19 protein-coding genes, 1 tRNA gene and 1 pseudogene are annotated in these 21,592 nt (G+C 25.9%); 14 read left to right on the forward strand and 7 right to left on the reverse strand.

Translation table 11 applies throughout. The features are described from left to right. Nucleotides 1-30: 30 nt before the first annotated feature. Together ffh and D8S97_RS01790 are read right to left on the reverse strand one after the other, a co-directional pair. Nucleotides 31-1,383, reverse strand: a complete 1,353-nt coding sequence (gene ffh, locus D8S97_RS01785; RefSeq protein WP_158361182.1) for a signal recognition particle protein — start codon at nt 1,381-1,383, stop codon at nt 31-33. A gap of 141 nt (nt 1,384-1,524) precedes the next feature. Continuing rightward, entirely contained in the window at nt 1,525-2,682 is a 1,158-nt protein-coding gene (locus D8S97_RS01790; protein ID WP_158361183.1) for a chorismate mutase, read from the reverse strand. 381 nt (nt 2,683-3,063) lie between these two features. On the opposite strand from D8S97_RS01790, the gene rplM reads away from it, so the two are divergent. Beyond that, complete coding sequence (gene rplM / locus D8S97_RS01795) at nt 3,064-3,492, forward strand: 50S ribosomal protein L13 (RefSeq protein ID WP_158361184.1); 429 nt, start codon at nt 3,064-3,066, stop codon at nt 3,490-3,492. 17 nt (nt 3,493-3,509) lie between these two features. Then, nucleotides 3,510-3,902 carry a 30S ribosomal protein S9 gene (gene rpsI / locus D8S97_RS01800; protein ID WP_158361185.1) on the forward strand — a complete coding sequence of 131 codons (393 nt, stop codon included), beginning with the start codon at nt 3,510-3,512 and terminating at the stop codon, nt 3,900-3,902. Between the two features lie 123 nt (nt 3,903-4,025). Here rpsI and cgtA read toward each other — a convergent pair whose 3' ends face one another. The 5 genes from cgtA to D8S97_RS01825 all read right to left on the reverse strand — a co-directional run bounded on the left by cgtA (nt 4,026) and on the right by D8S97_RS01825 (nt 7,389). Beyond that, complete coding sequence (gene cgtA / locus D8S97_RS01805; protein WP_158361186.1) at nt 4,026-5,027, reverse strand: Obg family GTPase CgtA; 1,002 nt, start codon at nt 5,025-5,027, stop codon at nt 4,026-4,028. A 137-nt stretch (nt 5,028-5,164) separates the two neighbouring features. Further along, the gene (rpmA, locus tag D8S97_RS01810; protein ID WP_158361187.1) at nt 5,165-5,419 is read right to left on the reverse strand and encodes a 50S ribosomal protein L27; all 255 of its coding nucleotides are present in this window, start codon (nt 5,417-5,419) and stop codon (nt 5,165-5,167) included. Between the two features lie 6 nt (nt 5,420-5,425). After that, nucleotides 5,426-5,749, reverse strand: a complete 324-nt coding sequence (rplU, locus tag D8S97_RS01815; protein WP_158361188.1) for a 50S ribosomal protein L21 — start codon at nt 5,747-5,749, stop codon at nt 5,426-5,428. A gap of 107 nt (nt 5,750-5,856) precedes the next feature. Beyond that, entirely contained in the window at nt 5,857-7,110 is a 1,254-nt protein-coding gene (murA, locus tag D8S97_RS01820; RefSeq protein WP_158361189.1) for a UDP-N-acetylglucosamine 1-carboxyvinyltransferase, read from the reverse strand. A 36-nt stretch (nt 7,111-7,146) separates the two neighbouring features. Next, entirely contained in the window at nt 7,147-7,389 is a 243-nt protein-coding gene (locus tag D8S97_RS01825) for a BolA family protein (RefSeq protein ID WP_158361190.1), read from the reverse strand. 375 nt (nt 7,390-7,764) lie between these two features. Between D8S97_RS01825 and greA the strand changes: the two genes are divergently transcribed. The 12 genes and pseudogenes from greA to pnp all read left to right on the forward strand — a co-directional run bounded on the left by greA (nt 7,765) and on the right by pnp (nt 21,554). Continuing rightward, a complete protein-coding gene (gene greA / locus D8S97_RS01830) occupies nt 7,765-8,244 on the forward strand; it encodes a transcription elongation factor GreA (RefSeq protein WP_158361191.1) in 480 nt (159 codons plus the stop codon). 54 nt (nt 8,245-8,298) lie between these two features. Next, entirely contained in the window at nt 8,299-8,919 is a 621-nt protein-coding gene (gene rlmE / locus D8S97_RS01835; RefSeq protein ID WP_158361192.1) for a 23S rRNA (uridine(2552)-2'-O)-methyltransferase RlmE, read from the forward strand. A gap of 64 nt (nt 8,920-8,983) precedes the next feature. Then, nucleotides 8,984-10,825 (forward strand): ATP-dependent zinc metalloprotease FtsH, encoded by a 1,842-nt coding sequence (gene ftsH / locus D8S97_RS01840; RefSeq protein ID WP_158361193.1) that lies wholly within the window; start codon nt 8,984-8,986, stop codon nt 10,823-10,825. Between the two features lie 235 nt (nt 10,826-11,060). Further along, nucleotides 11,061-12,400 (forward strand): annotated as a pseudogene (gene glmM, locus D8S97_RS01845) (phosphoglucosamine mutase). A gap of 234 nt (nt 12,401-12,634) precedes the next feature. Next, nucleotides 12,635-12,961 (forward strand): preprotein translocase subunit SecG, encoded by a 327-nt coding sequence (gene secG, locus D8S97_RS01850; protein WP_158361194.1) that lies wholly within the window; start codon nt 12,635-12,637, stop codon nt 12,959-12,961. Nucleotides 12,962-13,000: 39 nt separating this feature from the next. After that, nucleotides 13,001-13,082 (forward strand) — tRNA-Leu (locus D8S97_RS03125). A 180-nt stretch (nt 13,083-13,262) separates the two neighbouring features. Then, complete coding sequence (gene nusA, locus D8S97_RS01855) at nt 13,263-14,750, forward strand: transcription termination factor NusA (RefSeq protein ID WP_158361195.1); 1,488 nt, start codon at nt 13,263-13,265, stop codon at nt 14,748-14,750. Nucleotides 14,751-14,767: 17 nt separating this feature from the next. Then, a complete protein-coding gene (gene infB / locus D8S97_RS01860) occupies nt 14,768-17,380 on the forward strand; it encodes a translation initiation factor IF-2 (RefSeq protein ID WP_158361196.1) in 2,613 nt (870 codons plus the stop codon). 58 nt (nt 17,381-17,438) lie between these two features. Further along, entirely contained in the window at nt 17,439-17,813 is a 375-nt protein-coding gene (gene rbfA / locus D8S97_RS01865) for a 30S ribosome-binding factor RbfA (RefSeq protein WP_158361197.1), read from the forward strand. Between the two features lie 20 nt (nt 17,814-17,833). Further along, complete coding sequence (gene truB / locus D8S97_RS01870; protein WP_158361198.1) at nt 17,834-18,772, forward strand: tRNA pseudouridine(55) synthase TruB; 939 nt, start codon at nt 17,834-17,836, stop codon at nt 18,770-18,772. Nucleotides 18,773-18,875: 103 nt separating this feature from the next. Continuing rightward, nucleotides 18,876-19,145 (forward strand): 30S ribosomal protein S15, encoded by a 270-nt coding sequence (gene rpsO, locus D8S97_RS01875; RefSeq protein WP_158361199.1) that lies wholly within the window; start codon nt 18,876-18,878, stop codon nt 19,143-19,145. A 285-nt stretch (nt 19,146-19,430) separates the two neighbouring features. Then, nucleotides 19,431-21,554 carry a polyribonucleotide nucleotidyltransferase gene (gene pnp, locus D8S97_RS01880; RefSeq protein WP_158361200.1) on the forward strand — a complete coding sequence of 708 codons (2,124 nt, stop codon included), beginning with the start codon at nt 19,431-19,433 and terminating at the stop codon, nt 21,552-21,554. The last annotated feature ends 38 nt before the right edge of the window (nt 21,555-21,592 follow it).

Consider the following 21,592-nt stretch of genomic DNA (forward strand, 5'->3'; position numbering starts at 1 on the left):
TATTAAACTAAAAATTATTGTTTTATTTTTTTAAAAATTTTTAGGAAGTATATTTTTTATATTTCGGATCATTTTTCCGATCCCTCCTTTCTTTATTTTTTTCATTATTCTTTGCATATCGTTAAAATTTTTTAATAATTTATTTACATCTTGAATTTTTGTTCCGGAACCTAAGGCAATTCTGCGTTTACGAGAACCTTTAATGATTACTGGATTGATTCTTTCTTTATAAGTCATAGAATATACAATTGCTTCTATTTTATTTAAAGTATTTTTATCTTCTCCTAATAATGGATTTTTAGATAGCATTATATTCTTCGAAAACTTTTCTATAAAATAGTTTAAACCTCCTATATTTTTCATTTCTTTTAATTGTATTAAAAAATCATTTAAGTTAAAATCATCTCCTTTTTTAAATTTTTTAGTTAATTTTTCTACTTGAGATTGATTTACTTTTTCTTCGATATCTTTAATAAGAGATATAACTTGATTCATTCCTAAAATTCTATCAGCTATCCTCTCAGGATTAAATATTTCTAATTCACTTAATTTTTCTCCGTTTCCTATAAATTTAATTGGTTTTCCGGTGATATAGCGAATTGATAACGCAACACCACTTCTAGCATCACTGTCTGTTTTAGTTATTACTATACCTGATATAGATAAATATTCGTTGAATTTTTTTGCTATATTTATTGCATCTTGACCCATCATCGCATCTACTACTAATAGTGTTTCAATAGGTTTTGAAATTTTTTGTATTTCATTTATTTCATTCATCATTATTTCATCAATATGTAGACGCCCTGCTGTATCGATTAATAAAACATCATATAGTTTTAATTTTGCATATTCAATTGCTTCTTTTGTTATATTTATTGGTTTTTGATTTGTATTAGATGAATAAAAATCTATCTTAACTTGATTCGATAATATTTGTAATTGTTTAATTGCAGCGGCTCGATAAATGTCTGTTGACGTTGTTAATATTTTTTTCTTATGTTTGTCTTTAATCCATTTAGCTATTTTTACTAAAGTCGTTGTTTTTCCAACTCCTTGTAGTCCTACAATTAATATTATTGCTGGTGGTTGAATAGAAAAGTTTAAATTATGATGTTTTTCACCCATAGCTAAAATTAATTCATTTTTTACAATTTTGATAAATTCTTGGCCAGGTGTTAAACTTTTATTTATTTCATAACCAATTGATTTTTTTGAAACATTTTTGATAAATGTTTTTATTACTGACAGTGTTACATCAGCTTCTAAAAGTGCTTTTCTTACTTCTCGTATAGTATCTTTGATATTTTCTTCTGTTAGTCTTCCTTTATTAATAATTTTACGTAAACTTTGTGACAGACGTTCCGTTAAGTTATTAAACATTTTTTTTACTCATTTTTTACAGTGATATTAAATTAATATTTATATTAAAATTCATGATTTTTTGTAATTTTTTTATTTATTATTAATATGCTTCAGTATTTATATAATATCTGAGATATTTTTTTAACTAATTAAAAATTTTTATGGAATTACTGGTACTGTGTTTTCACTTGGATAACAGCCTAGAACTTTTATAAATTTAGTAATTTTTCGGATTTGATCAAGAGTTTCTTGCATTAAAGAAGATGATAAATTTGCTTGAATATCAATGTAAAACATTTCCTCCCATGGGTTTTTATAAATGTTTTGAGAAGTTAATTTTTTCATGATTAATTTTTTTTTCTTTAATATTAATAAAACTTCAGCAAGAGCTCCTGATTCTTGACCTGTATTAAATATTAATGTTGTTTTCGTAGGTATTTTTGAAGAAAAAGTAACAGGTTTTCTTGATAATAAAATAAATCTTGTGATATTTTTCTTTTTATTCGCTAGATTTTTAGATAGTACTTTTAATCCATAAATTTTGCTTCCTAATTCACTACCTAACGCTGCATTAGTTATTACATTATAATTAGCGATTTTTTTCATTGCATCAGCTGTACTATTAGTATATTGAATTTTCCAATTTGGAAATTGATTTATAAAATAACTACATTGTTGAAATGGCTGAGGATGACTATATATTGTTTTAATTTTATTCAGTTCTATTTTTTTTATTGCAAGCAAACAATGATTTATTAAAATATTAATTTCTCCAATAATAAATAAATTTGTTTTTTTTAAAATATCAAATATTTCATTAATAAATCCAGAACAGCTATTTTCTATTGGTAAAACAGCATAATCTGTTTGATTATTTTCGACTGATTGTACAACTTCTTTAAAATTAAAGCATGCATTTTCAATACACATTTTGAAATTTCGCTCTGCATATTGAGATGCAGCAATATGTGAATAAGAACCTTTAGGACCAAGAAAAGAAAATCTAGAACAATTCAGATTGTTATCATTACAAAATTTATTTAATAATTTTTTTTGTGTTAATACAGATTCTTCAATTATTAATTGGAATAAACGTGTTATATAATTAATATCTAAATTATTTTTTTTTGCCAAATTAGTTAGTTTTTCTAACAAATTTTTTTCTCTTTCTATATCTCGTATAGGTTGATTATTTTTTATTTTAGATCTTGCTATATTTAATACTAACTTTTTTCTTTTTACTAATAACTGAACAATGTTTTTATCAATTTCATTAATTTCATTTCGAAAATTTAATAAATCATTTTTAGATGGCATAATTTATTTTACCTGTGCAATATTTATTTTTTTATTGAAATAAAATATATTTTTATATATATGTTCTTATTATTTTAAAATACAAATAATATTCATTTATATACAATCAATATTTATATATATTAGTTTTTTTTTGTTAGTTTTTCTTATTTTTTTTTTGGATAAAAAACTTTATTTTTTATATGTAAGATATAAGAAAATATTAATTTTAAATTAAACTGATATAATTTTATTTTTTATTAAAGGATTTTTATTTATGATTAATTATTTATAAAAATGTTTAAGAAAGTATTATAGGCAATAACACATTTACTATATCTTATTAATTATAATCATAGTATTATTTTCTCTGTTAATAACTATTTTTAAGTGAATTATGAAATGAAAACTTTTTCAGTTAAATTAAATGATATAAAACGAAATTGGTTTTATGTTGATGCAACGAATAAAATACTAGGTAGATTTGCAAGTGCAATATCTATTCGTCTTAGAGGAAAACATAAAGTTGAGTATACTCCTCATCTGGATACTGGAGATTATATTATAGTTTTAAATGCTTCAAAAATATTAGTCACCGGAAAAAAAAGAATGAATAAAACTTATTATCATCACACTGGCTATATTGGTGGTATAAAACAATCAAGGTTCGAAGAAATGCTCTTAAAAAATTCTACTAAAATAATAGAAATAGCTGTAAAAGGCATGTTGCCAAAAGGTCCTCTAGGACGTTCAATGTTTAAAAAATTAAAAGTTTTTTCTAATGAAAATCATGATCATATAGCACAATGTCCTCAGTTTTTAAATATTTAAAAAAGGTATAAAAATAAATGGTTAAAGTTCAAAATTATGGAACTGGACGTCGTAAAAGTTCTTCTGCTAGAGTCTTTCTTAGATCTGGTACTGGAGAAATAACTGTAAACAAACGTTCTTTAAAAGATTATTTTGGTCGTGAGACTTCTTGTATGATTGTACGTCAACCATTAGAATTAGTTGATATGATGAATAATTTTAATATTTATATTACAGTAAAAGGAGGAGGAGTTTCTGGTCAAGCTGGTGCTATTCGGCAAGGAATTACACGTGCTTTAATTAAATATAATCATTTGTTCCGTTCTGAATTGAGAAAATCTGGTTTTGTTACGCGTGATTCAAGACAAGTTGAACGAAAAAAAGTAGGTTTTCGCAAATCTAGAAAACGTACTCAATTTTCTAAACGTTAACTGATTTTTTTAAAGAACTTGGTTTTTATAATAAACCGAGTTCTTTTTTTTTATTTTCATAATGTTAAAAATTGTTATTTTAAATTAAAATCTAAAAAAAGGAATTTTTTATAAAAAACACAATTATCCCTTTAAGTAAAAGGATATATCAGAGCATAGTTTTTTAATACCTGTTTTTTTAATTGCAGAAATTAAGTAAAATTTATCCTCTATTTTTAAAAATTTTTTAATTTTATCAATTATTTTTCCTATTTCTGAAGATTCTATTAAATCAATTTTATTAAGAACTAACCATCTTGGTTTTTTATATAAAAGTGGATTGTATTTTTTTAGTTCGTTTAAGACAATTTCTATATTTTCGATAGGATTAGAGTAATTTGTAGGGCATAAATCAACAATGTGAAGTAATATTTTACACCTTTCTAAATGTTTTAAAAAATTAATGCCTAAACCAGAACCTTGAGATGCATTTTTAATTATTCCAGGAATGTCGGCTATAATAAATTTCCCATTTTGTGTACTAACGCTCCCTAGAATAGGGTTTATTGTAGTGAAAGGATAATTTGCAACTTTTGTTCTAGCTCTAGATATACTTTTTACTAAGGTAGATTTTCCAGCATTTGGCATACCTAATGTCCCTACATCAGCTATTAAAATTAATTCTAGTTGTATATTACGTTTTTCTCCTATTGATCCTAGTGTTCTTTGTCTTGGAGTTCTATTGATTGACGATTTAAATCTAGTGTTTCCTAATCCGTGCCAACCACCTTTAGCAATTAATATTTTTTGTTTATGTTCAATTAAATCACCTATGATTTCACGTGTTTCACAATTAATAATTTTGGTACCAACCGGAACATATATTTTTATATCATTACCCTTTTTACCAGAACAATTTCTTCCAGATCCATTTTCTCCGTGTGAAGCTTGAAATATTTTTTTAAATCTAAGATCAATAAGAGTATTTAAATTATCATTAGATTCTAACCAAACGTTTCCACCATCTCCTCCATCTCCTCCATCTGGTCCACCTTTAGGAATATATTTTTCTCTTCTAAAATTAATACATCCATTTCCACCATTTCCAGCAATAACTTGAATAATTGTTTGATCGATAAATTTCATTTTTTATTCTTTGTTTTTATAAAAATTATTTATTATATATATTTAATATTTAACTTTTAAGTTTCAAAAAAAGAATACCCCCTCCTTAATTTAAAAAAAGGGGTTTTCTATAATTAATATTTTATAAAAAATTTATATTAGTTAACTATGTTAATATAAGTTCTTTTTTTAATTCCCTTTTTTTTAAATTCTACCCTTCCTTTTATAGTAGCAAAAATAGTATGGTCTTTTCCACAACCGACATTTTTTCCAGGGTGAAATTTAGTTCCTCGTTGTCTTACAATAATGCTACCTGCTGAAATGAGTTCACCACCAAAACATTTAACACCTAATCTTTGAGCATTAGAATCTCTTCCATTTCTTGTAGATCCACCAGCTTTTTTATGTGCCATTTTTATTTATTTCCTATTAAAATTATTAATTTCTAAAATTTTTACATTAGTGAAATATTGACGATGACCTTGTTGTTTTTTATAGTGTTTACGGCGATTAAATTTTATTATTTTAATTTTTTTTAATCTACCATGATTTTCAATATGAGCTTTAATTTTACTTCCATATAAAAAAGGATTACCTATTTTTACTTCATTTTTATTAGAAATCATTAAAATATTATCAAACTCAATTATTGAACCCGGTGGATTATTTAATTTTTCTAATTGAATAATTTGATTTTTTTTTACTCGATATTGTTTTCCGCCGCTAATAAAAACTGCATACATAAAAATACCCCTGTTCTTTTAGTTATCTTTTTACCAAAGTATTATTAATTAATATTTTTTTTTAGTTTAAATAAATATAAATTGCATTGTTAAAACGTAAAAAATATTTATATATATTTAATATTTGCTCCTAATTTTTTTAGTTTTTCACAAAATGATTCATATCCTCTTTTAAAATGATAAACATTGTTAACTATTGTAATTCCTTTAGCAATACAACCTGCTAAAACTAATGTTGCTGATCCTCTTAAATCATTAGAAAATAAATTTTGAGCATACAAATTAGAAACACCTTTACAAATAATAGAATTATTTTTTATTTTTATTTGTGCTCCCATTTTAATCAGTTCTGAAACATAGATAAAACGATTATCAAATATGTTTTCAGTTATAATACCTTCACCTTGAGAAATACTGTTAAGTAAAGTAAATTGAGGTTGCATGTCTGTTGGAAATCCTGGATATGGAGAAGTTGAAATATTTATAGATTTTGGTTTTTTTCCTCTCATGTCTAATTGAATCCAATCTTTTCCTGTTTCAATTTCAGCGCCTGATTCTGATAATTTTATTAAGACGTTTTTTAAGTGTTTAGGTTCAGTATGACGGCAAATAATAAATCCTTTAGAAACAGCTGCTGCAATTAGAAAGGTTCCTGTTTCAATTCTATCCGGTATAATTCGGTGTTCTCCTCCATTAAGTTTTAAAACGCCTTTGATAAATATTGTATTACTACCTGCTCCAATAATATTTGCACCTAAGGTATTTAAAAATTTTGCAATATCAATAATTTCTGGTTCTTGAGCTGCATTTTCAATAATAGTTGTACCTTGAGCTAGCGTAGCAGCACTCATAAGAGTAATAGTTGCTCCTACACTTATTTTTTCGATATAGATACGTTTTCCTATTAAGGGTTTTCTAATAGAAGCAGAAATATAATTTTTTTCTAAAACAATTTTTGCTCCTAATTTAATTAAAACCTTAACATGAAGATCAATAGGTCTGGAACCTATCTTACAACCTCCTGGTAGAAATATTTTAGCTTGACCAAAACGAATTAAAAGGGGAGCTAACATCCAGATAGATGCTCTTATTTTTTTTGTTAAATCATATGGTGGAGAATAAATTTTTATTGAACTTGTATCAATATATAAAAGTTTTTTTTGATATTTTGTTTTTGCTCCTAAACTTTTCAATAATTCAATTGCTACAGTGATATCTGTTAGTTTTGGTATGTTGCTTATCTTAATTTTTTCTTCTGTCAATATAGTCATAAACAAAATAGGTAAAGCGGCATTTTTAGAACCAGAAATTATAACATTTCCATTTAATTTTTTATCGCCTTCTATATATAATTTATCCATTTTACTGTTAAATCTCTATACTATTTTTAATATATGTTATTTTTCATTTTTATCCCATTCTTCTAGTGTATAAGATTTTATAGAGACAGCATGAATTTTATTTTCTGTAATCATGTTAACTAAAGGTTTATATATTATTTGTTGTCTTTTAACTTGAGTTAGTCCTTGAAATATATTTCCTATAGCTGTTATTTTAAAATGATTATTATCTTCTGTAACATAAACGTCTTTTAAATTTAATTTTTCTTTTAATATTGAGATTATTTTTTTTCTGTTCATTTTCAAATATACTTTTGAATAATTGTTATAAAACATTAAATTTTTAAAATTTTGATAAATTTTATTTTTTACATTAAAATAGATATCTAAAATAGATACATACACTGTTCATTGTCAACTGTGAAAACACATTAAAAAAATAATTAAATTTTTATATAAAAAATTATTTTTTTTAATTTAAAATTAATTAAATTTTATCAATGATAAAGTAATATTACTATATTTTTATTTGAATCATTACTTATATAAAATAAAAATTTTTAAATATTTAAAAATTTTTATAGAAAATAATGGTATTTTTTAAATATTTTTTTATGCTTAAAAAAAAGATTAGTTTTATATTTTTTTAAGAAGTAACATAATGAGGTATTTTATATGACTAATTTAATTCCAATGACTGTTAGAGGTGCTGAAAAACTTCGAGAAGAACTTGAAAAACTAAAAAATGTAAAACGTCCTCGTATTACTATAGAAATAGCAGAAGCTAGAAAGCACGGTGACTTAAAAGAAAACGCTGAATATCATTCAGCTCGAGAAGCACAAAGTTTTTGTGAAGGACGAATACAAGAAATTGAATCTAAATTATCTAATTCTCAAATTATAGATATAACAAAAATATCAAATGATGGACGAGTAGTTTTTGGTTCTACAGTTACTATTTTAAATATAAAGAATAATCAAGTATTTACTTATCAAATCGTTGGTGACGATGAATCAGATTTTAAAAAAAATTTAATTTCTATAAATTCTCCTATGTCAAGAGGTTTAATTGGTAAAACTGTTAATACCATTGCTACTATATGCACTCCATCGGGTAATGTTGAATATAAAATTTTAAAAATAGATTATATCTAACTTAATACTTTTTTAACAATAAGAAATAATAATGTTTATAAAGATACTGAGAGTATGATTTCAAAAAAAAAATCAAATAGTTCTAATCGTTGGTTAGCAGAACATTTTAAAGATCAATATGTCAAGGAGGCTAAAAGGAAAAAAATACGTTCAAGATCTTGGTTTAAATTAGAAGAAATTGATAAAAGTAATAGGCTATTTAAACCTGGAATGAACGTTCTTGATTTAGGGTCTTCTCCTGGAGGTTGGTCCCAATATGCAGTCAGTAAAATAGGGAAAAAAGGATATATTTTAGCTTGTGATATATTACCTATGAAAAAAATAGTAGGCGTAGATTTTTTTCAAGGAGATTTTCGTAATCAAAAAACATTAAATGTAATGTTAAGTAATTTATCTAATATTAATTTTAATTTAATTATGTCTGATATGGCGCCTAATATCACAGGTTGTTCATCTATTGATATGCCACAAATTATTGAAATATGTAAAATAGTTTTTAAAATATCTGATTATGTATTATCTCGAAATGGTGTTCTATTAGTAAAATCGTTTCAAGGAGAGGGTTTTAATGAATTTCTTGCACAGATTAAAAATTTGTTTTCAAAAATTAAAATTTGTAAACCTAAAACTTCTCGATCAAGATCTCGAGAAATATTCATTCTAGCAACCAGATAAAAAATTATAATCTGTGTTGTTCTTTAAAAATAGATGTTAATGAGAGGTTGTTCCCTTGAGTGACATGGTTAAAAACCTGATCTTCTGGTTAGTTATTACAGTTGTTTTAATGTCTGTTTTTCAGAATTTTAATTCTAGCGATACCAGTAATCATAGAGTTGATTATTCCACTTTTTTATCAGAAGTTAATCAAGATCAGGTCCGTGAAGCATATATTAACGGACGGATGATTAGTGTTACTAAAAAAGACAGCAGTAAATATGTTACATATATTCCTATTAACGATCCTAAGTTATTAGATAATCTTTTAACAAAAAATGTTAAAATTATTGGTGAAATGCCTGAAGAACCAAGTCTTCTTATTTCTATTTTTATTTCTTGGTTTCCAATGCTATTACTAATAGGTGTTTGGATTTTTTTTATGCGTCAAATGCAAATGGGCGGTGGAAAAGGAGCCATGTCTTTTGGCAAGAGTAAAGCACGTATGTTGTCAGAAGATCAAATTCAGACTACCTTTTCTGATGTTGCAGGATGTGATGAAGCAAAAGAAGAAGTTAGCGAATTAGTTGAGTATTTAAAAGAACCTAGTCGTTTTCAAAAATTAGGAGGGAAAATTCCTAAAGGTATATTAATGGTAGGTCCTCCTGGAACTGGTAAAACACTGCTTGCAAAAGCAATAGCAGGTGAAGCAAAAGTTCCATTTTTTACAATTTCTGGTTCTGATTTTGTTGAAATGTTTGTTGGAGTAGGAGCTTCTCGAGTAAGAGATATGTTTGAACATGCTAGGAAATCTGCACCATGTATTATCTTTGTTGATGAAATTGATGCAGTAGGTCGTCAAAGAGGAGCTGGATTAGGTGGTGGTCATGACGAAAGAGAACAAACGTTAAATCAAATGCTTGTAGAAATGGATGGATTTGATGGTAATGAAGGTATTATTTTGATAGCTGCTACTAATAGACCAGACGTTTTAGATCCTGCCCTACTTCGACCTGGTCGCTTTGACCGTCAAGTTGTTGTAGCACTTCCAGATGTTCGCGGAAGAAAACAAATTTTAAAAGTACATATGCGTAAAGTTCCTTTATCTCAAGATGTAGATCCAATGATTATCGCTCGTGGTACGCCAGGTTTTTCAGGAGCAGATTTAGCTAATTTAGTTAATGAAGCTGCACTTTTTGCCGCTCGTTTTAATAATCGAGTAGTATCCATGATACATTTTGAAAAAGCAAAAGATAAAATTATGATGGGTTCTGAACGTAGATCTATGGTAATGAGTGATTTTCAAAAAGAATCCACTGCATATCATGAAGCAGGTCATGTTATTATTGGAAGATTAGTGCCTGATCACGATCCTGCACATAAAGTAACTATTATTCCTAGAGGCCAAGCGTTAGGAATAACTTTTTTTTTACCAGAATCAGACACACTTAGTATTAGTCGTCAAAAGTTAGAAAGTCAGATATCTACGCTTTATGGTGGTCGTTTAGCAGAAGAAATTATTTATGGTTCTAAAAATGTTTCAACTGGCGCATTCAACGATATTAAAGTAGCTACAAATTTAGCACGAAATATGGTAACTCAATGGGGATTTTCAGATAAACTTGGTCCTTTATTATATGCTGAAGAAGAAGGGGAAATTTTTTTAGGTCGTTCTGTTGCTAAAGCAAAGCATATGTCAGACGAAACAGCTAGAATTATTGATGAAGAAGTAAAATTATTAATTGAAATTAATTATAATCGTGCTAGAAAAATTTTAAATGAAAACATTGATATTTTACATGCAATGAAAGATGCTCTAATAAAATATGAAACTATTGATTCATTTCAAATTGATGATTTAATGGAACGACGGGAAGTTCGACAACCAAAGGGGTGGTCTGAAATTGATCAAAAGAAAAATATTTAAATAAATTATTATTTTTTATTTGGTTTTTAAAAAATATTTTTTTATTAATGAAATAAAATTTTAATGTAAATCACATTATTTTTTAAAAAAGCATTAAAATAAGATGAAGTCATAAATTTATTATAGCTTCATCTTGTTTTCTAAAATTTAAAATTATTTTTTATTCTTTTATAAAAAAATTTATTTTAGTTAAAAACTAAAAGATATTTTAAACAAATACAAGGATATAATTATCATGACGCATTTAAAATATTTTAGAACAGATGGCATACGTGGTAAAGTAGGAAAAAAGCCTATAACACCAGATTTTTTATTAAAGTTAGGACAAATTATTAGTATAGTATTAGGTGAAAATAAAAAAAAAAATTTATTATAGGAAGAGATACACGTATTTCAGGATGCATGCTACAGTATTCGTTAGAATTTGGAATTCTATCTAAAGGCTTTTCAACTGTATTAGCTGGTTGCATACCTACTCCTGCAATTGCATATTTAACACATTCTTTAAATGCTTCTGCTGGAATTATCATTTCAGGATCTCATAATCCTTTTTATGATAACGGAATAAAAATTTTTTTTAAAAATGGAATAAAAATAACTGAAGAAAAAGAATATATTATTGAGAAACAATTAGATGATTCTCTATATGATTCTTCCTATTCAAAAAACTTTGGTTTTTCCAATAAAATTAGAAATGCTGTAAAAAGATATATTACTTTTTGTAAGAGTACTTTTCCTAGGAATATAAACTTATCAAAGTTTACTATTGTAGTAGATTGTGCCAATGGATCTACTTACAATGTAGCACCTAAAGTTTTTCAAGATCTTGGCGCGAAAGTTATAACTTCTTCTATTTATCCAAATGGAATAAATATTAATAAAAATTCTGGATCTACTAATATCTTGGAATTAAAAAAATTAGTACTATCAATAAAAGCAGATATTGGCTTAGCATTTGATGGTGATGGAGATCGTGTTATTATGGTAGATCATTTAGGAAATGAAATAAATGGAGATCAAATTATTTACATAATTGCTCGAGAATATTTAAAAAACAATCAATTAAAGGGTGGAGTAGTAGGTACCTCAATGACTAATATGGGTATTGTTTCTGGATTAAAAGAACTTGGTATTCCTTTTTGCGCAACAAAAAAGATAGGAGATCGTTACATTTATAATAAAATTAAAGAAAAAAAATGGATTCTTGGTGCAGAGCAGTCAGGACATGTTATCTTATTAGATAAACATTCTACTGGAGATGGAATTATAGCTAGTTTACAAGTATTATTAACTATGATTAGAAATAATACATCTCTATATTTTTTATCTCAACAAGTAAAATTATTTCCCCAAATTTTATTGAACGTTTTTTTTAATAAAGAAAAAGATTTTAAAAAAGACATAAGATTACAATCGATTATTTATAAATCTAAAAAAATTTTAGGTGAGTCAGGTCGTTTATTTATACGAAAATCCGGTACAGAACCATATATTCGTATTATGGTAGAAGGTAAAAATTATCTGCAAATAAAAAAATTAGCTTATGATATTTCAGATGTAATTAAATTAATTTAATTTATATAAATAAAAAATTTTATTTTACTTTTTTTAAATTAAAAATATATTATTTTAATATTTATTTAATTAAAAAAGTAAGAATATTTTTTAAATATTAAAACAGAATTTTTTAAAAATAATATATATAATTTAATAATGTACTTATTTATACAAGTATAAGGTATTTTTTAAATAAAATATGAATTGATGTATATTTAAAAAATAATTTATAAAAAAGGAAAATAATATTTTATGTATTTGTTTTTTTTAATTTTTTTAATTCTCATATCTTTTTCTTTAATTTTTTTAATTTTGTTACAACCAGGAAAGGGATTTAATAATACTGTACATTTAAATGCATCAAATCACCTCAATTTTTTTAATAATATTGGAAACAGTAGTTTTATAAAAAATACTATTGGTTTTTTTGCTGGTTTTTTTTTAATTTTTAGCATTATTTTATGCAATATTAATGATAAAAAAGTTAATTCAGATGTTTTTTTAGAAAATAATATACACAAAAGTAGTTTAAAAGAAAAAAAAGAACTAAAAATATTAAATAATGAATTACCACGTTAAATTTTTGATATAAAAATTTTTTACAGTTCTGTATATTTTACCGAGGTGGTGAAATTGGTAGACACGCTATCTTGAGGGGATAGTGCCTTTAGGCATATGGGTTCAAGTCCCATCCTCGGTATTATTTTTTAGTATACAACTTAAAATTTATATTTTTTTAATAAAAAAACTATACGAAGGTATTATATAAAAAATATTTGATATTTTTATAAATAGGGTGATCTTACCTAAAACCCCGAATCTTCGGGGTTTTTTATTATAATATTTATTTGAAAAATTTTTTAGTTTGAGGTTGTCTAAGATGAATAAAGAAATCTTAGCTGTTGTAGAAGCTGTGTCTAATGAAAAATCGTTACCACGTGAAAAAATTTTTGAAGCTTTAGAAATTGCATTAGCAACAGCAACTAAGAAAAAACATGAACAAGAAATTGATGTAAGAGTTAGTATAAATCGCAAAACTGGAAATTTTAGTACCTTTAGGCGATGGATGGTAGTAGATATAGTTACTCATCCAACGAAAGAAATTACTTTAGAAGCAGCTTGTTTTGAAGGTGAAAAAGTTAAAATTAATGATTATATAGAAGATAAAATTGAATCTGTAAATTTTGACAGAATCACTACTCAAACTGCTAAACAGGTAATTGTTCAAAAAGTACGTGAAGCAGAACGAGCAATGTTAGTTGATCAATTTCGAAAATATGTTGGTCAAATAATTACTGGTGTAGTTAAAAAAATTAATAGAGATAATCTAACTTTAGATTTAGGTAATAATGCTGAAGCATTAATTTTACGCGAAGGTATGTTACCCAGAGAAAATTTTCGTCCTGGAGATCGTATTCGTGGTATTTTATATGGAGTATATCCAGAAGCTCGCGGTGCACAATTATTTCTGAGTCGTTCAAAAACTGAAATGCTGATTGAGCTTTTTCGTATAGAAGTTCCTGAAATTGGAGAGGAAGTTATTGAAATTAAAGCGGCTGCACGTGATCCTGGTTCTCGTGCTAAAATTGCAGTAAAAACTAATGACAAACGAATTGATCCAGTGGGAGCTTGTGTGGGCATGAGAGGTGCACGAGTACAGGCTGTGTCTAGTGAATTATGTGGAGAACGAATTGATATTATTTTATGGGATGATAATCCTGCTCAATTTGTTATTAATGCCATGGCTCCTGCCGATGTCGTTTCTATTATAGTAGACGAAGATCACCATACTATGGATATTGCTGTAGACTCAAGTAATTTAGCTCAAGCTATTGGACGAAATGGTCAAAATGTTCGCTTAGCTTCTCAGATTAGTGGTTGGGAGCTCAATGTTATGACTACAGAAGATCTTAGATCTAAACATAAAGAAGAAGCTTATGCAGCTTTTAACATTTTTAAGAAAAATTTGAATGTTAGTGAAAAAATTATTAAAACTTTAGTTAAAGAAGGTTTTTCTTCTCTTGAAGAATTAGCTTATATACCATTTAATGAATTATTGGAAGTTGACAATCTAACAGAAAAAGAAGTGAAATTAGTCCGTGAAGGTGCTAGACATGGATTACTTCTTCTTGAAGAAGATCAAGAAAATCAAATTAAAAATAAAAAAATCGAAAAAGATTTATTAAATATAAATGGCATGAATGAAGTATTAGCTTTAAAATTAGCGGAAAAAAATATATTTACTGTAGAAGAATTAGCTGATCAAGGAATAGATGATTTAATTGACATTGAAGGTTTAAAACCTGATAAAGCTGGTTTATTAATTATGGCAGCTCGGAATATATGTTGGTTTGGTAGTAAAGTCTGATAATAGGAAAAAATAGTATGGTTGATACAAATTTAAAAAGTTTGTCAAATGAAATTAAAATATCTGTTAAAGAATTAATAAAAAAATTATCTGAAATTGGAATTTCAAAAAATGAAAATGATTCCATCAATATAAAAGAAAAGAAAAATTTATTAAAGTATTTAGAAACTAAAAACAAATCTTTTTTAAATACTTTTATTTTACAAAGAAAAACACGCAGTACTCTAAATGTATCTACTCCTGGAGGAAAAAATAAATCTGTTCAAATAGAAGTAAGAAAGAAAAGAACATATCTTAAAAATAATAAATCTGAATTAGATATTCTGTTGAAAAATAAAATTTTATCTCAAAAAAAAGAAAAAAATAATTTAAAATTGTTTAAAAAGACTCTTTCAAAAGAAAAAAACTCACAAAAAAATATTGAAATTTTAGAAGAAGGTAAAACTCGTATTACTTTTACAAATTTGAATAAATTAAATCAATTAAAAAATTCTAACTCTCTAAATAAAAATGAAAAAAATAAATCTTTAAAAAAAAATACTGACTTAAATAGTCATCCATTTCATATGAAAAGAACAACAAAAGATAACACTGAAAATCGAAAATTATATAAGGAGGAAAAAAAAGATTATCATTTAACAACATTTCTTCACAATCGAAATACAGAAGACGATAATGATCGTGAAATAGAAAAAAATAAAAGAAATTATAATCGAAGTATAAAAAATTATCGTCAAAAGAAAAATAATAAACAAAATAATCAAATAAAAAACAAAAAAGATGAAATTCGTCTTTCTAAAAATAGAAAACATATAAAACAAAAAAATAAATCTGTTTTGCTACAACAAGCTTTTAAAAAACCAGAATCAATTATTAATCGAGATGTAGTTATCAATGGTACTATTACTGTATGCGATTTAGCTAATAAAATGGCAATAAAAAGTTCTGAAGTAATAAAAAGCATGATGAATATGGGAATAATAGGAACAATTAATCATGTTCTTGATCAAGATACAGCACAGTTGATTGCAGAAGAAATGGGTCATAAAGTTATTATACATCGTGAAAATGAAATAGAAGAATTAATAATGAAAGATCGTGATACAGGAAATAATATTTCTACAGTTCGTGCTCCTGTAGTAACTATTATGGGTCATGTTGATCATGGTAAAACATCATTATTAGATTATATTCGTTCTACAAAAGTAGCTTCTAATGAAGCAGGTGGAATTACACAAAATATTGGTGCTTATCATGTTACTACTGATTTAGGTTCTATTACTTTTTTAGATACACCAGGACATTCTGCTTTTACAGGTATGCGATCTCGTGGAGTTAAAATTACTGATATTGTTGTATTAGTGATTGCAGCCGATGATGGAGTAAAACCACAAACAATTGAAGCAATTCAACATGCAAAAGAAGCAAATGTTCCAATTATTGTTGCTATTAATAAAATAGATAAGTTAGATTCTAATATAGACCAAATTAAAAATGATTTGACAAAATATAATATTCTTTCAGAAGAATGGGGTGGTGAAAATATATTTGTACTTATTTCTGCAAAAACAGGAAAAGGTATAGATCATTTGTTAAACGCAATTTTATTACAGTCAGAAATGTTAGAACTTAAAGCTATATCTACAGGTATGGCTGAAGGTGTTGTAATAGAATCTTTTTTAGATAAAGGAAGAGGACCAATAGCGACTGTTTTAGTTCAAAAAGGAAATTTAAAAAAAGGAGATGTAATACTATGTGGATTTGAATATGGTCGTATTAAAGTTTTACGTAATGAAACTGGAAAAATACTTAAACATGCTGGACCATCTATTCCAGTAGAAGTTTTAGGTTTATCTAAAGTTCCTTTTGCTGGAGAAAAAGTAACTGTAGTACGTGATGAGAAAAAAGCAAAAGAAGTTGCTTCTTATAGAAAAGATAAATCTCGTGAAATTAAACTATCTCATCAAAATAGATCAAGTTTAGAAAATATGTTTGAAAACATTAAAAAAAATGATTTTTCTGAATTGAAAATTATTATTAAATCTGATGTACAAGGTTCTTTAGAAGCCATTTCTGGTGCTTTAGTTAAATTATCGACTGACGAAGTAAAAGTAAATATTATAGGATCTGGTATTGGTGGAATTACAGAGACAGATGCTTCTTTAGCTTTGGCTTCTAATGCTATTATTTTAGGATTTAATGTTCGAGCAGATTCTTCTGCTAAAAAAATAATTGATTTAGAACATCTAGATCTTCGTTATTATTCAGTTATTTATGATTTACTTGATGAAGTAAAAGCAGCTATGACCGGTCTTTTATCTCCTGAATATAAACAAAATATCATTGGTTTAGCTGAAGTAAGAAACATATTTAAATCTCCTAAATTTGGATTAATTGCAGGATGCATGATTACTGAAGGCATTGTTAAAAGAAGTAATCCAATTCGTATATTAAGAAATAATATAGTTGTATATGAAGGTGAATTGGAATCACTTCGTCGTTTTAAAGAAGATATAAATGAAATAAGACATTCTATGGAGTGTGGAATTGGTATAAAGAATTATAATGATCTACGTATCGGAGATGTTATAGAAGTTTTCGAAGTTAAAGAAGTAAAAAGAATATTATAAATTTAAATTTATAAAAGATGATACATTTTTAGAATATTTTAAATGTGGTAATAAAATCATGGAAAAATCATTTAGTCGATCTTCTAGAATTTCTCAAGAACTACAAAAAAATATTGCTGTTATTATACAGCACTCTCTTAAAGATCCACGTATTAAAACCATTATTACTGTTTCTGAAGTACGACTATCAAAAGATTTATCTTATGCTCAGGTATTTATTAGTTTTTTAGAAAACAATTATAATTTAACTGTAAAAAAAACATTAATTATATTAAATAAAGCTGCTGGATACATTCGAAAATTATTATGTAATAAAATGAATTTAAGAATCATTCCAACTATTGTTTTTTTTCATGATGATTCTTTTTTTAAAGGTAATAAAATTTCTGTTTTATTAAATAAAATAAAAAAAAATAATAACATTATATTATGAATAAAATAAAGGATAGATAAATGTTTTTTCATAAAAAACGTAATGTTAATGGATTTTTATTATTAGATAAACCTCAGGGAATGTCTTCTAATAATGTTTTACAAAAAGTAAAAATTATTTTTAATGCTAAAAAAGCAGGTTACATTGGAACTTTAGATCCTTTAGCTACTGGAATGTTACCTATTTGTTTTGGTGAAACTACAAAATTTTCTCATTATTTAAGTGAATCTGATAAGTATTATAATGTAATTGCTAAATTAGGTGAAAAAACATCTACTTCTGATTCTGATGGAATAATTTTAAGAAAACGACCTGTTTTTTTTACTTCTTTTGACCTCAACTTGGCTTTGAAAGCATTGACAGGTTTAATTAATCAAAAACCTTCAATGTATTCTGCTATCAAACATAATGGTATACCTTTATATAAATATGCACGAAAGGGAATAAATATTAAACGCAATATCAGATGTGTTTTTATATATAAGATTACTCTTATTAATCAAAAAGATAATTGGATTGAATTAAATGTACATTGTTCGAAAGGTACTTATATTCGAACACTTATTGAAGATTTAGGAGAAAAATTGTTTTGTGGGGCTCATGTAATTGCATTGCGTCGCTTGAAAATAGGATTACTTTCTTGCTCTAAATTAGTTAAATTAACTTTTTTAGAAAATTTATCAAATAAAGAAAATACTAAACAAATAAATTTTTTTAAAAAAATAGATGATTTGTTAATGCCTATTGATACTCCCATTCATTTTTTACCTAAGATATATATTTCTATTAAAAAATTATCTGTTTTTAAACTAGGACAAAAAGTGCCTTTTTTATCTAATATTAAAAATAGTTTAGTACGTGTTTTTGAAAAAGATAATAATAAATTTGTAGGTTTAGGAAAGATTAATTCTAAACAAATATTAATTCCATATCGGTTAGTTTCTATGTTGACTAATTAAGTTAATCTATATTAAATTTAACAATAGCATGATATTATTTTTTAAATAATTTAATTAAATTTTTAATGAGTTTTTACATAGATTAAAACATATGGAGTATCTAATGTCTCTTGCTATTATAGGTATAAAAGAAACAATTTTAAAATATGGTCAAAACGAAAAAAATACTGGAAAAACAGAAGTTCAAATTGCATTATTAACAAATCAAATTAATCATCTTCAATTGCATTTTTCTCAACATAAAAAAGATCATTGTAATCGAAGAGGTCTTTTAAATATGGTTTCGAAACGTCGAAAATTATTAAATTATTTAAAGAAAAAAAATATATCTTGTTATACTAAATTAATTAAAAGTTTAAATTTAAGACGATAAATAGTTTTTTAAATAATTGTAAGATTAAAAAATATTTAAAAATTTCAAATTAATAGATAAAAATATTTTTATTAAGGGCTTTTTTAGCCCTTTTTTTACAATTTTGTTTTGATTTTTTTTATTAAAAAAATATTAATAGAAAGTTTATTTAAAAAGTAAATTAAATTCATATTTAAAACAAATATTATATTTACAGATCAAATATTGTACTAATTTACAACTCCAATATTTAAAATTAAAAGTTTATAATAAATAGAAAATTAGTCTTATATTAAGGATATTATTTTGCTAAATCCCATTGTACGTAAATTTCAATATGGCCAACATACAATTACTTTAGAAACAGGTATAATGGCTCGTCAAGCAACAGCTGCTGTTATGGCTAGTATGGATGACACAGCTGTTTTTGTAACTGTTGTTGGAGAAAAAATAACGAATTCTAATCAAAAGTTTTTCCCTCTTACAGTGAATTATCAAGAACGAACATATGCTGCTGGTCGAATACCCGGAGGTTTTTTTAGAAGAGAAGGACGTCCGAGTGAAAGCGAAATATTGACTGCTCGACTAATTGATAGACCAATTCGACCTTTATTTCCAAAAGGTTTTTTTAATGAAATTCAAATAATTGCTACTGTAGTATCAGTTAATCCACAAATAAACCCTGATATAATTTCTATTATAGGCGCTTCAGCAGCGTTGAGTTTATCAGGTATACCATTTTATGGTCCAATTGGAGCTTCTAGAGTTGGTTTTATTAATAATCAATATGTTTTAAATCCTACAACTGATGATATGAAATCCAGTGTTTTAGATTTAGTTGTTTCAGGTACTCAAAATGCTGTTTTAATGGTAGAAGCAGAATCAAAAGTATTAAGTGAAGATAAAATTCTTGGTGCTATTATGTTCGGTCATCAACAACAACAAGTAGTTATTAACAATATTCGTTCTTTATCAAACGAAGCAAGTAAATTACCTTGGATAATATCTTATCCTGAAATAAATACAGAATTAGAAATAAAAATTACAAAGTTAGCTGAAAAGGACATAAGCAGTGCTTATTTAATATTTAATAAACAAGAAAGACATGAAAAATTAAATTTTCTTAAAGAAGAAATAAAAAAACTATTTTTTATCGAAAATTCAAATACGGATATGTCGGAAATTGAAGACATTTTTCAAAAAATTGAAAAAAACATTGTAAGAAAACGCATATTAAATAACGAAAATCGTATTGATGGACGCGAAAAAGATATGATTCGTGCATTAGATATCAGAACTGGTGTTTTACCTCGTACTCATGGTTCTTCTTTATTCACTAGAGGAGAAACGCAATCTTTAGTTTCTGTTACCCTAGGAACATCTCGAGATGCACAAAATTTAGATGAACTACTAGGAGATAAAACTGATAATTTTTTATTTCACTATAATTTTCCTCCTTATTCTGTTGGAGAAATTGGAATAGTAGGATCACCTAAAAGACGAGAAATTGGACATGGTCGTCTAGCTAAAAGAAGTTTATTAGCAGTTATGCCTAAATTAGATGATTTTCCTTATACTATAAGAATAGTATCTGAAATTACTGAATCTAATGGTTCTTCTTCTATGGCTTCTGTTTGCGGGGCTTCTTTAGCTTTAATGGACGCTGGAGTACCTATAAAATCTGCTGTTGCAGGAATATCTATGGGTCTAGTTAAGGAAGGAGATAAATATGTTTTACTTTCAGATATTTTAGGCGATGAAGATCATTTAGGAGATATGGATTTTAAAGTTTCTGGAACAGAAGAAGGGATTACAGCTTTGCAAATGGATATAAAAATAGAAGGAATTACTAATGAAATCATGCGTATTGCATTAAATAAAGCGAAATCCGCTCGATTGCATATTTTAAATGTTATGAAAAAGGCATTAAGTAAACCTAGAAAAGAAATTTCTGAATTTGCACCTCGTATTCATACAATTAAAATAAATCCTGAAAAAATTAAAGACGTAATAGGTAAGGGAGGATCGGTGATTCGTATGTTAACTGAAGAAACGGGAACTATAATTGAAATAGAAGATGATGGTACAGTTAAAATATCTGCAACAATTGGGGAAAAAGCAAAAAATGCTATTCGTAGAATCGAAGAAATTACAGCAGAAATTGAAGTAGGAAGAATTTATTCTGGGAAAGTAACTCGTATTGTTGATTTTGGTGCTTTCATTTCAATAGGTATTGGAAAAGAAGGTTTGGTACATATTTCACAAATTTCTGATAAAAGAGTAGAAAAAGTTTCTGATCATTTAACCGTTGATCAAATAATTTCAGTAAAAGTATTAGAAATAGATCGTCAAGGACGTTTAAGATTAAGTATTAAAGAAGTAGATAATTCTATTATTCCTAATAAATCTATAAATAATATTTATATCTGATATAATTATATCTAAACTAATAAAAAATTTAATCTTCT

The organism is Buchnera aphidicola (Rhopalosiphum maidis), from assembly GCF_003671935.1.
GTDB classification, from domain to species: Bacteria; Pseudomonadota; Gammaproteobacteria; order Enterobacterales; family Enterobacteriaceae; genus Buchnera; species Buchnera aphidicola_AL.